10 protein-coding genes are annotated in these 12,084 nt (G+C 38.2%); all 10 read left to right on the top strand.

Annotation, left to right across the window (positions count from 1 at the left end):
• The first annotated feature begins 84 nt into the window (after window positions 1–84).
• Window positions 85–984, top strand: coding sequence for a 2-dehydropantoate 2-reductase (locus tag FHY45_RS02230; protein ID WP_139891302.1), 900 nt, complete (start codon window positions 85–87; stop codon window positions 982–984).
• Window positions 985–1,374: a DUF3397 domain-containing protein gene (locus FHY45_RS02225; RefSeq protein WP_077247941.1), complete on the top strand. Its 390-nt coding sequence runs from the start codon at window positions 985–987 to the stop codon at window positions 1,372–1,374.
• Between the two features lie 80 nt (window positions 1,375–1,454).
• Window positions 1,455–3,080 (top strand): bacillithiol biosynthesis cysteine-adding enzyme BshC, encoded by a 1,626-nt coding sequence (gene bshC / locus FHY45_RS02220; RefSeq protein WP_175354214.1) that lies wholly within the window; start codon window positions 1,455–1,457, stop codon window positions 3,078–3,080.
• Window positions 3,081–3,355: 275 nt separating this feature from the next.
• Window positions 3,356–3,787: a division/cell wall cluster transcriptional repressor MraZ gene (gene mraZ, locus FHY45_RS02215; RefSeq protein ID WP_066102303.1), complete on the top strand. Its 432-nt coding sequence runs from the start codon at window positions 3,356–3,358 to the stop codon at window positions 3,785–3,787.
• Between the two features lie 31 nt (window positions 3,788–3,818).
• Window positions 3,819–4,751: a 16S rRNA (cytosine(1402)-N(4))-methyltransferase RsmH gene (gene rsmH / locus FHY45_RS02210; RefSeq protein WP_066102300.1), complete on the top strand. Its 933-nt coding sequence runs from the start codon at window positions 3,819–3,821 to the stop codon at window positions 4,749–4,751.
• 38 nt (window positions 4,752–4,789) lie between these two features.
• Window positions 4,790–5,140: a cell division protein FtsL gene (gene ftsL / locus FHY45_RS02205; RefSeq protein ID WP_066100720.1), complete on the top strand. Its 351-nt coding sequence runs from the start codon at window positions 4,790–4,792 to the stop codon at window positions 5,138–5,140.
• On the top strand, window positions 5,140–7,344 hold the full coding sequence (locus FHY45_RS02200; protein ID WP_139891301.1) for a penicillin-binding protein: 2,205 nt from the start codon (window positions 5,140–5,142) through the stop codon (window positions 7,342–7,344). The genes ftsL and FHY45_RS02200 overlap by 1 nt, the downstream gene beginning before the upstream one ends.
• A 124-nt stretch (window positions 7,345–7,468) precedes the next feature.
• Entirely contained in the window at window positions 7,469–9,397 is a 1,929-nt protein-coding gene (locus FHY45_RS02195) for a stage V sporulation protein D (RefSeq protein ID WP_066100713.1), read from the top strand.
• A gap of 216 nt (window positions 9,398–9,613) precedes the next feature.
• On the top strand, window positions 9,614–11,104 hold the full coding sequence (locus tag FHY45_RS02190; protein ID WP_139891300.1) for a UDP-N-acetylmuramoyl-L-alanyl-D-glutamate--2,6-diaminopimelate ligase: 1,491 nt from the start codon (window positions 9,614–9,616) through the stop codon (window positions 11,102–11,104).
• Between the two features lie 4 nt (window positions 11,105–11,108).
• Window positions 11,109–12,083, top strand: coding sequence for a phospho-N-acetylmuramoyl-pentapeptide-transferase (mraY, locus tag FHY45_RS02185; RefSeq protein WP_066100706.1), 975 nt, complete (start codon window positions 11,109–11,111; stop codon window positions 12,081–12,083).
• Window position 12,084 lies beyond the last annotated feature (1 nt).

The following is a 12,084-nucleotide window of genomic DNA, read 5'->3' as shown; positions in this document are numbered from 1 at the left end:
GATTGACTCAAAACAGGATGAGTTATCTTTTCATCATACATAGCAAATGTTACAATTATTGCAAAAGATCACTTGGAGGAGAACATGAGGATTGGGATAATAGGAGGAGGGGCAATTGGATTATTGGCAGCTTCCAAGCTGAGTGATAACCATCAAATTACGCTATTCACGCACACATCATTACAAGCGGACGAAATCAATAAAAAAGGAATCACCCTGATTGACATGCAGGGTGAGCATAATTATAAAAATATTAATGCGGTATGTATTAATGATTCGGAAGAATTAATTCAAAGACAAGAAATCATCATTCTAACCGTAAAGCAGACCGCTCTCATAAATCTATGGTCTCTACTAGAAGAGAATGCATCTGCAGTTGTCTTTTTACAAAACGGTATGAGCCATTTCGCTCATTTACCTGAATTGCTGGTTTCCACAATCTATACTGGGATTGTTGAGCATGGTGCCATTCGGGAAAATAATCATACGGTTCACCATACAGGAATTGGAATGATAAAAATGGGCTTATATAGAGGAAGGAAGCTGCCGGGTATGGAATATTTGGATACGGATGGTTTTCCGGTGCAATTGCTCCCTGATATCAAATCAATTCATACTGAAAAATTGATTATTAATTCTGTTATAAACCCGTTGACCAGTATATTAGGGGTTCGCAACGGTGAATTAATAAAAAATACATATTACATTAAGCTGTTGAAATCCATCTGTCAGGAGGTTTGTCATTCGTTATTAATTCCGGAAACTGAGCATCAGATTTATTTAGAGAGAGTTATTACAATATGTGGTCGAACAGCTAAGAATACCTCTTCTATGTTAAGGGATCTTCAGTTGGGTAAAAAAACTGAAATAGAGGCAATCCTTGGATATTGTATTCGCGAAGCAGATAAGAATGATATCCCAGCACCTCAATGTAAAATGCTGTTTAATATGGTGCGTGGTATGGAAGAAAGTGAGGAGATGTGAGTGGACAGCTTATTAGCAGGCCTTATCGCTATTTGCGTAATCATGCCAATTATTGTTTATTTGACCGTATATACAATTTCCCGACAGATGCTTAAAAATAACAAAAAGGCAGTCAGGCTTTCTGCCGACGCTACGACGGTTTTTTTGATTATGGCAGTTCATTATGCAATCATCGCTCTTTTTGAACATTCATACTTATGGATTATTTTAATTGTCTTGATTATAATCGCTTCCGCTGTGTTGTTTATGCATTACAAAGTAAGGGAAGAGGTTGACTTGAAAAGAGTTTTCACTGGTTTTTGGAGAGCTTCATTCCTGTTATTCTCTGCCGCCTATTTTTTATTGGCCGCAATTGGGATTCTTGAGAGAATAGTAAAAGTATTTACATAGGCGAGTAGCAATACCTTTTAAAGCTTTCAAAGGGAATGATATACTGTTATATGAATTTGTTCAAAAGGAGACAACCATTGATGATGGAATACATAAAAATGAATCTTCCAGCTATGAATAGTTTTGCATCTGACTATATCAAGGGAAGTATAAATAAATCTTTTGCAGAGTATGATTGGAAGAATGAGAAGCATATTCAAGATCGGGCGGATTGGCTTGATGGTCGAACTTATCCACGAGATGAAATGGCAACCTATATTGAATCCTTCATGAGTAAATATGGAATATCAGAGCAAGTAAAGGAAAATATCGATGCCTTGCGTGAGGATGCTTTAGTAATCGTTGGGGGCCAGCAAGCAGGATTATTGACTGGACCGCTGTATTCTATTCATAAAGTTATCTCGATTATAAAATTGGCAAAGGAACAAAGTGAAAGATTAAATAAAAGGGTAGTCCCAATCTTCTGGATTGCTGGTGAGGATCATGATTACCAAGAGATTAATCATGTTTACGCTGAAGAGGGGCATGAAACTAAAAAAATCGTGTACCCGGAAAAACCTTTATCGAAAAAAATGATATCTGATATTAATATGAATCCGGATATAGCGAAAGATTGGCTGCAGGATGTATTTTCCTTATGGGGAGAGACAGAGCGTACGAACGAATTGCTGGATTGGGCGGAAAAAGCAATTGATCAATCCGAAACCATCACCGATTTTTTCGCTATTCTTATAAATGATCTCTTTAAAATGCATGGTCTCTTAATGGTGGATTCAGGTGACCCAGGCTTTAGGAAGCTGGCTGGGCCTGTCTATCAGCAAATTGCTTATGAAGCAGGAATTAGCAAAGCCGTAATTGAACAGCAAAATCTTTTGAAAAAAAACGGATATAATCCGATTATTGATCTTGATGAACAATGTACGAACTTATTTTACTACGAGCCTTCAACTCTTAACCGGCTGCTGTTGGAACGTGAAGAAGGTTCAAGTGACTTAATTGGGAAGGGAAGCGGAATTAAATTATCACAAATAGAGCTGGATCGTTTACTATCTAAACATCCAGAGTATTTCAGTACAAATGTTGTATCTCGTCCACTTTTACAGGAAAAACTGTTTCCTGTCTTAGGATTTATAGCTGGACCCGGCGAGATTGCCTATTGGAGTGAAATTAAACCTGCGTTTGCCATGACTGGAGAAAAGATGCCACCGATATGGCCTCGACTTTCCTTTACGTTATTGGAAGGAAATATTGAAAGATTATTAGAGGAACTTAATCTTCCCTTGGAAAAAGTTTTGAGAAAAGGTTGTTCAGAGGATAGGGAGTTCTATCTGGAAGAATTGCGTAAACAGGCTCCGGATACATATAGCAGTATAATTAAAAATCTGGAATCTGCTCATCTTACGTGGCAACAAAAAGCGGTTGAATTCGATAAAGGATTGGAACCTCTTTTCGAAAAAAATCGCCACTTGATTAAAGAACAGCTCCTTTTTATGCAGAAAAAGGTGGAGAGCCATTTAGAGAGAAAAAATGAAGAAACGATTGCAAAATACAATCGTGTCGAAAATAGTCTCCATCCGGCAGGCGGCCTGCAGGAAAGAATTCTCAATCCGTTTTACTTTTTCAATCAATATGGGACATTATGGGTCGATTGCCTCTTGGCGGAATCGCTCGAATTTGATGGGTCGCATTATGTCGTAACCATATAAAGATGCTGTAAGAACTTAAGTGGAGATTTGCTTCGTTTGACAATAAATAAAGAGTGAATTATGGAAGCTTTTGTCCAAATAGAACATAAAAAAACAGATAATAATATCTAGAAAAAACTGTCTTAGAAAGGCAGTTTTTTTTGTTTTTCTAGGCTTGGCTGAAATCAATGAATCATAGTCTGAAATTTTATTCAAATATTAAAGTTTTTTTATATAAATTGTGGAGAAAAGTGGGGCGATGTGGTACTCTAAGGTGGAGAAGTGGGGTGAAGGACATGTTCATGGGTGAATACCATCATTCAATTGATTCAAAAGGACGCATAATCATACCTTCTAAATTTCGGGAAAGTTTAGGCGATATGTTTGTAATTACACGCGGCCTTGATCAATGCCTGTTTGGATATCCACTGGATGAATGGTCTCAACTTGAAGAAAAACTAAAAGGCCTTCCACTTACGAAGAAGGATGCAAGAGCATTTACCCGTTTCTTTTTTTCAGGTGCGACTGAATGTGAACTGGATAAACAGGGACGTGTGAACATCCCGGGACCACTTTTAAACTATGGAAAATTGGAAAAAGAATGCGTAGTTTTAGGAGTATCTAACCGGATAGAAATATGGAGTAAATCAATATGGGAAGAATATTTCTCGGAATCAGAAGAATCTTTCTCAGAGATTGCTGAAAATATGATTGGTTTTGATATTTAATGCGCATACTTCCTTTCAGGAAGGTGAAGAAATGTTTAATCATACGACTGTACTATTAAAAGAAGCTGTGGATGGACTGAATATAAAACCTGACGGTATCTATGTTGATTGTACCCTTGGGGGCGCAGGACACAGTGAATTAATTGCGAAGTCTTTATCCGGACAAGGAAGATTAATATCGTTTGACCAGGATGAGACTGCATTAAAGCATGCAGAGAAGAAGCTAGAGCCTTATATGGACAAGGTAACATTAATTAATAGTAATTTTGTTTATTTTGATGAAAAACTCACTGAATTAGGTATTACAAAGATAGACGGTATTCTATACGATCTGGGTGTTTCATCTCCTCAATTTGATACCCCGGAAAGAGGATTCAGCTATAACCATGACGCATTACTTGATATGCGAATGGATCTATCATCTCCTTTAACAGCTTATGATGTAGTGAATAGCTGGACATACGAAGAGTTGGTCCGGATTTTCTTTAGGTACGGTGAGGAAAAGTTTTCGAAACAAATTGCCCGCAAAATCGAACAAGCCAGAGAGATTGGGCCAATTCGTACAACCTTTGATTTGGTAGATATTATTAAGGAAGCTATCCCTGCTCCAGCAAGGCGAAAAGGCGGACATCCCGCTAAGCGAATCTTTCAAGCCATACGAATAGCCGTGAATGATGAACTGAGAGTTTTTGAAGTATCTTTAGAAAAAGTGCTTCCTATGCTCAATAAAGGCGGCAGAATTTCAGTGATTACGTTCCATTCGTTGGAAGATCGGATTTGCAAAAGCTTCTTTAAAGAACATTCGGAATTACCGCCAATGCCACATGGATTGCCGATTATTCCAAAAGAATTCGAGCCGGATTTAAAGTTGATAACCAGAAAACCGATTTTACCGAGTGAAGAAGAAGTGGAAGCGAATAAAAGAGCGCGTTCAGCTAAATTAAGAATAGCAGAAAAGAAATGAATAGATTATGAAAAATTATTTAATGGGAGGGGATAAACTTGAGTAGTTTAGCAAGAAAACTTCAGCAAGAACAGCAACGTCATGTAGGAACAACAACAAAGAAGGTTAAAGTAAAAGGCGGCATTACGATTGGTGAGAAGATTCTATATTTAACGTTCTCATTGTTTATCGCTTTCTTTGCTGTAAAAATCATTTCCGCACAAGCGAATATATACTCAACGAATAATGAAATTATTGCTCTTGAAAGCAAGATAGAGAATCAGGAAAAGCTTAATAAAGATTATGCAGATCAAGTGGCGGAGTTAAGTACATATGACCGAATCTGGCAAAAAGCAAAAGAATTGGGATTAACACTAAAAGATAAAAATGTTAAGGTAGTGCAAGATTAATGAGTAATCGAAAAAGCCGCAATAGGGGAGCAGCACTCTTATTTGTAATATTTGGGCTGCTTTTTTGTGTAGTATTTTTTCGCTTTTTGTATATTCAGTATACTGGTGTTGCCGGTGGACAGGAGCTTGCTGCTAAAGCGCAGGATAAGTATGAAGTCACCCGTACCTTGTCGGCACAAAGAGGAACGATTGTTGACAAAAATGGTGAGGTGCTGGCAAGGGATACGTCAACCTATAAGCTAATTGCCCTCCTTAATTCATCTGTAACTGAAAATCCGAAAAAGCCAAAACATGTTGTAGATAAGGAAGAAACAGCAAGAGTATTGGCTGAGCACATTGATATGGATGAAAGCGAAATATTAAGTCGTTTGAACAAAAAGGGACTTTATCAAACTGAATTTGGTGCTGCTGGACGTGATTTAACCCATCAACAAAAAAATGATATCGAAGGATTAAATTTACCAGGTATTACGTTTGTAAAGGATACGAAGAGATTTTATCCGAATGGAATCTTCTCCTCACATGTAATAGGGTTTGTTGAGAATAATGAAGAAACAGGGAAAACAACTGGAGCGTTAGGGCTAGAAAAAGAATTGGATAAGTATTTACAGGAAGAGGATGGATCTATCAAGTTTGAGGGTGACCTATGGCGAAATATTCTTCCTAATAAAGAGACGGTAGTGAACGAACCTTCGAATGGAGCTTCTGTTCAGCTGACGCTCGATAAAAAAATTCAAATCTTTTTAGAAGACGCAATGTCGGAAGTCAATAAGAAATATAACCCAACTAAAATGATTGGTGTCGTAGCAGATCCAAAGACAGGGAAAATATTGGCTATGTCACAGCGCCCTACTTTTGATTTAAACACAAGGGATGGACTTGCAGATACCTGGCAGAATCTAGCGGTTGAAGAATCTTTTGAGCCAGGTTCTACCATGAAGATTTTTACGTTGGCTGCTGCTGTTGAAGAAGGAGTATTTAATCCTAATGAAAAATATAAATCAGGCATGTTTAAGATTAAAGGTTCTAGACCGATAAGAGACCATAATGGTGGAGCAGGGTGGGGGACGATTAGCTATCTAGAAGGGGTTCAACGTTCTTCAAATGTTGCTTTTGCTAAATTGGCTGATGAAAAAATCGGAACTGAAAAACTTTTAACATACTTTGAAAGCTTTGGTTTTGGTAAAAAAACAGGTATTGATCTCCCGAGTGAAACGACCGGTAAATTTGTTTATAAATATAAATCTGAACAAATCACGACTGCCTTTGGGCAGGGTTCAACTGTTACACCGATCCAAATGATTCAGGCAGCAACTGCCGTCGCAAATGACGGAAAAATGATGAAGCCCTATGTAGTTGAAAAAATTGTGGACTCCAACACGAAAAAAGTATTGAAGGAAACGAAACCTACTGTAGCAGGCAAACCGATTTCCAAGGAAACGGCAGCTGAGGTGCGTGATATATTGGAAACGGTCGTAACCTCTAAACATGGAACCGGTAAGCCATATAAATTGGATGGCTATGATGTTATAGGTAAAACGGGAACGGCTCAGATTCGCAGTCAAACTGGCGCGGGTTACGCTACTGGTCATGAAAATTATTTATTTTCTTTCTTAGGAATGGCACCGAAGGATAATCCTGAGGTTGTAGTATATGTGGCTATTCAACAGCCGAAAATCAGCGCTAGTGAGTCTGGTTCAGCCCCAGTTTCCCAAGTATTTAACTCAGTAATGGAAAATACATTAAAGTACCTAAATATTAAATCAGATAATACAAAGAAAAAATCCACTAGTGAAGTTCCTGAATTAAAAGAAACGAATGTTGAGACTGCTAAGGCGAAGGTTGAAGAGCTTGGCCTGACACCTATTGTTATAGGGAAAGGGATGAGTGTTTCTAAACAATCGCCGAGTGCAGGATCTCAGATTATTCAAGGAGAGAAGGTTCTTCTTCTGACCGATGGCGACTTAACAGTACCTAATTTTTCAGGATGGTCAATTAGGGATGTTATGAAGGCGGCTTCCTTAATGGAGGTGGAGTTAAATACTTCAGGCTCCGGGTATGCTGTTACTCAAAAACCAAAAGCAGGAACAAAATTGAAGGATGATACTTTCCTAGTTGTTCAATTTGAGAATCCTAAAACCATATATGAAAAATCAAAAGAGAATAGTTCAAAAACCAAGGAAGAGGATGTAGAATCCGATTAGATTTATTTCAGAGCCTGATAGCTTTTAAAGCTATCAGGCTCTTTTTTTCTTTTCATAATGTGCATACATAAACCAAAGGGTACAAGCATACAGTGAAAAAGAGTCGTGCATTGGAGGGATGGGCATGAGAGCATCAAATATTACTGTCAGAAAACGATTAATCGCAGCATTGTTGATCGGATTGTTCGTATTTCTGGTAATCATCATCAGACTAGGATATGTTCAGTTTTATTTAGGAGATTTTTTGACGGGCTTAGCTAAAGATTCGTGGAGCAGAAATGTTCCATTTGAGCCAAAACGGGGAGAGATCAAGGACCGTAATGGAGTGGTTTATGCTACTAATAAATCCGCCCCTACTGTTTATATTGTCCCTCGCCAGGTGGTGAATCCAGCGGATACAGCTAAACAAATAGCCTCAGTACTGAATATGAGGACGGATAAAGCTTTTAAACTCATAACCTCAAATACGTCTATCGTAAAGATACCTGAAGGCCGAAAAATCAGCCACAATAAAGCAAAAGAAATTAGAAACTTAGATTTAAAAGGAGTCTATATTGCTGAGGACTCAATTCGTTATTATCCTAAAGGATCTACACTGGCACATGTTCTTGGATTTGCGGGTATCGATAATCAAGGATTGATGGGCCTTGAATTGGCCTATGATGATGAGCTGAAGGGACAAAAAGGGTATGTTAAGTTTTATGCTGATGCAAAAGGAAAACGGATGGAGAATATGGCTGATGACTATAAAGCTCCAGCAAATGGGTATGATTTAAAGCTAACAGTTGACAGCAGAATTCAAACGATTATTGATAGAGAACTGGAAATTGCCGAAGAAACATATAACCCCGATGGTATTGTTGCTATTGCCGTTAATCCTAATACAGGAGAAATACTAGCAATGTCGAGCAGGCCTACATTTGATCCGTCGAATTTTAGAAATGTGGCACCTGAGGTTTATAATCGGAACTTACCTGTATGGAGTACCTATGAGCCAGGTTCTACATTTAAGATTATTACGTTGGCCGCAGCGCTTGAAGAAGGAAAAGTGGATTTGAAAAATGATCATTTTTATGATCCAGGCTATACAAAGGTAGGCGGAGCTAGTTTAAGATGCTGGAAACGGGGGGGACATGGATCTGAAACATTCCTTGAGGTAGTACAGAACTCCTGTAACCCTGGGTTCGTTGAGCTTGGTCAAAGACTCGGAAAAGAAAAATTATTTAATTATATTCATGACTTTGGATTTGGAGAAAAAACGGGTATTGATTTACAGGGAGAGGGGAAAGGGATTTTATTTAATATAAATCGAGTTGGCCCGGTTGAACAGGCAACAACTGCTTTTGGCCAAGGAGTCTCAGTTACACCAATCCAACAGGTGATGGCTGTGTCGGCGGCGATTAACGGCGGAACACTTTATACCCCCTATATCGCAAAAGAAATTGTAAATCCTGTCACAGGTGATACCATCATTAAGAAAACTCCAAAGGCGAAAAGGAATGTTATCTCAAAGGAAACTTCAAAGGAAATTCGTGAAGCTCTTGAAACAGTAGTGGCACAAGGTTCAGGGAAAGGTGCATTTGTTGATGGTTATCGAGTTGGCGGGAAAACCGGTACAGCTCAGAAGGCTCAAAACGGCAGATACCTAGAAAATAATTTCATTGTCTCATTTATCGGGTTTGCACCAGCTGATGATCCGCAATTGGTTGTCTATTTAGCGATTGATAATCCAAAAGGAACGGTTCAATTTGGAGGGGTCGTAGCAGCTCCTATTGTTGGAAGGATCATGAAGGATAGTTTGCCAGCACTTGGTATTGAGCAGCGTAAAAATCAAGTAGAGAAAGAAAAAAACTATTTAGATCCGAGAATGGAAGAAGTTCCTGATTTGATTGGAATGACACTAAAGGATTTGGGTGAGCAATATTCTACCTTCAAAGTAGAAAAGTCTGGGAGCGGAAATCGGATTGTGCAGCAATCACCGCAAGCAGGTGTCAAATTGAAAGAGGGTTCTTCCATCCGAATATATCTGGAAGAGGATGATACAGAGGAATAATAGGTTATAAAAGTGGTGCTGCTTTCAGGATATTTCTGCATAGAATAACAAATTGGCAGCTGATAAAAGTTCTTTTCAGCTGCCTCTTCGTAATCTAAAAAAAGTGTAAGCGGTTATTCTTTTACCTGACTAGAAGATTATATACTTTATTATTTCTAAACGGCTTAAATTACGATACAATAGTGAAGATTGCTTTAAAAAGAAAGGAACAGTTTTATGAAACTCGATGAATTAATCTCTAGAATACCGTTTAAACAGAAACAGGGAGATGGCAACCCTCTTATTTCATCCATTGAGAATGACCACCGCAAGGTAAAGGAAGGCAGCTTGTTTATCTGTATTAAGGGATATACTGTCGACGGCCATGATCTTGCAGAAGAGGCGGTTAGAAATGGAGCAGTCGCTATTGTTGCAGAGAAGCCTCTATCACTCTCTGTACCTGTCGTAATTGTTAAAAGCACACAAAAGTTAATGGCTTTACTGGCTGATTTCTTTTATGGCCACCCTACACAAAAGCTTAATCTAATCGGAATTACCGGAACAAATGGAAAAACAACAATTAGTCATCTGGTAGAAAGAATATTTCAGGATGCAAACTATACAACAGGTTTAATCGGAACCATGTATACGAAGATTGGATCTGAAAAGTTCGAAACAAAAAATACAACACCTGATAGCCTAACCTTACAAAAAACATTTGCAGATATGGTGAACAATCGTGTACATACTGCAGTTATGGAAGTATCTTCGCATGCACTCGATATGGGGCGTGTATTTGGCTGTGATTACGATATTGCTGTTTTTTCAAACTTAACACAGGACCATCTTGATTATCATGGAACAATGGATAATTACCGTTATGCAAAAAGCTTATTATTCTCACGTTTAGGAAATACTTATCAGGATAATAAGCCGAAGTATGCCATTTTAAACGCTGATGATTCAGCATCCATCATGTTTGAAAAATCAACTTCTGCTAGTGTGGTAACATATGGAATTATTCAAAAAGCAGATGTTAGGGCAACTGATATTATTATTACTTCAGAAGGAACAAAATTTACTTTGACAACGCCAGACCATAGCTGTCCAATAACAATCCCGATGATTGGAAAATTCAACGTATACAATTGTCTTGCTGCCATTGCTGTTGGACTTGTTTCAGGTCTTCATATCAAACAGATCTTATCGTCTTTACAGAATATTAAAGGAGTGACGGGGCGTTTTGAGCCGGTCTTCGGAGGACAGGAATTTACAGTTATAGTAGATTATGCACATACACCTGATAGCTTGGAAAATGTTCTGAAGACAATCAATGAGTTTGCTTCTAAAAAAGTATATACGATCGTTGGCTGCGGTGGTGATCGTGATCGTACAAAACGTCCAATTATGGCTCGGGTAGCATGTGAATATAGTTCAAATGCCATATTCACCTCTGATAATCCGAGGAGTGAAGATGCTTTATCCATTCTTTCTGATATGGAAAATGGTGTCGCCGGCTATGATTACAAAGTTATTGCTGATCGTAAGGAAGCAATTTATGATGCCGTGTTTAGTGCTGAACCTGGTGATGTAGTCCTGATTGCAGGAAAAGGTCATGAAAATTATCAAATCATTGGTAAGGAAGTTCTTCATTTTGACGATAAAGAAGTCGCATTAGAAGCAATTGAACAGAAATTAAATTTGAACCGAAGAGACGAAAGGGAGTAGAACCATGCTGGAGCAAGTTTTATTTTTTACTATACTCGTATCATTCTTAATTACGGTTCTTCTCTCCCCTATTTTTATACCGTTCCTAAGACGTTTGAAATTTGGTCAGAGTATTAGAGAAGAAGGACCGAAATCCCATCAGAAAAAAACAGGTACACCTACGATGGGAGGGGTTGTATTCTTACTGTCAATCCTTGTTACAACCCTTGTAATGACTGGTAAATTTAGAGATCCGGGTACTGAAACCTATTTACTGCTATTTGTAACCATCGGTTTTGGTTTACTTGGTTTCCTGGATGATTTTATTAAAATCGTCATGAAGAGAAATCTTGGATTAACATCTAGACAAAAATTGCTTGGGCAAATAGTTATATCTTGTATCTTTTATTTCATTATGAGACAGAGCAATATGTCTACTGAAATTAGTATTCCATTGACTGATTACAGCATTGATTTTGGATGGTTTTACATCTTTATTATTATTTTCTGGTTAGTCGGTTTTTCGAATGCTGTCAATTTAACTGATGGTCTTGATGGGTTGGTATCTGGGGCTTCTGCTATCGCGTTTGGAGCATTTGCTGTATTAGCCTGGGATTTAAAAGAATATGATATTGCTTTATTCTGTGTAGCTGTTGTCGGGGCTGTGTTGGGATTCCTAGTTTTTAACGCTCATCCTGCGAAGGTGTTTATGGGTGATACGGGATCACTTGCCTTAGGTGGAGCTATTGCGACAGTGGCGATATTGCTAAAATTAGAATTACTTCTTGTTATTATTGGCGGTGTTTTTGTTATTGAGACTTTATCCGTTATTATTCAGGTAGCTTCTTTTAAAACGACAGGTAAGCGTGTATTTAAAATGAGTCCATTACACCATCATTATGAATTAAGCGGATGGTCAGAGTGGCGTGTAGTTGTAACGTTTTGGACGGTTGGCTTACTTTTCGCTATTTTAGGAATCTACTTAGAGGTGTGGTTATAAT

Source organism: Bacillus sp. D386 (assembly GCF_006346415.1).
This window is presented reverse-complemented; position numbering and strand designations above follow the sequence as displayed.

Bases quoted from the DNA above. Each gene is read 5' to 3' on its own strand.
- rsmH (WP_066102300.1), top strand. From the start codon at position 3,819: ATGTTTAATCATACGACTGTACTATTAAAAGAAGCTGTGGATGGACTG.
- FHY45_RS02200 (WP_139891301.1), top strand. From the start codon at position 5,140: ATGAGTAATCGAAAAAGCCGCAATAGGGGAGCAGCACTCTTATTTGTA.
- mraZ (WP_066102303.1), top strand. From the start codon at position 3,356: ATGTTCATGGGTGAATACCATCATTCAATTGATTCAAAAGGACGCATA.
- mraY (WP_066100706.1), top strand. From the start codon at position 11,109: ATGCTGGAGCAAGTTTTATTTTTTACTATACTCGTATCATTCTTAATT.
- FHY45_RS02195 (WP_066100713.1), top strand. From the start codon at position 7,469: ATGAGAGCATCAAATATTACTGTCAGAAAACGATTAATCGCAGCATTG.
- FHY45_RS02190 (WP_139891300.1), top strand. From the start codon at position 9,614: ATGAAACTCGATGAATTAATCTCTAGAATACCGTTTAAACAGAAACAG.
- FHY45_RS02230 (WP_139891302.1), top strand. From the start codon at position 85: ATGAGGATTGGGATAATAGGAGGAGGGGCAATTGGATTATTGGCAGCT.
- bshC (WP_175354214.1), top strand. From the start codon at position 1,455: ATGATGGAATACATAAAAATGAATCTTCCAGCTATGAATAGTTTTGCA.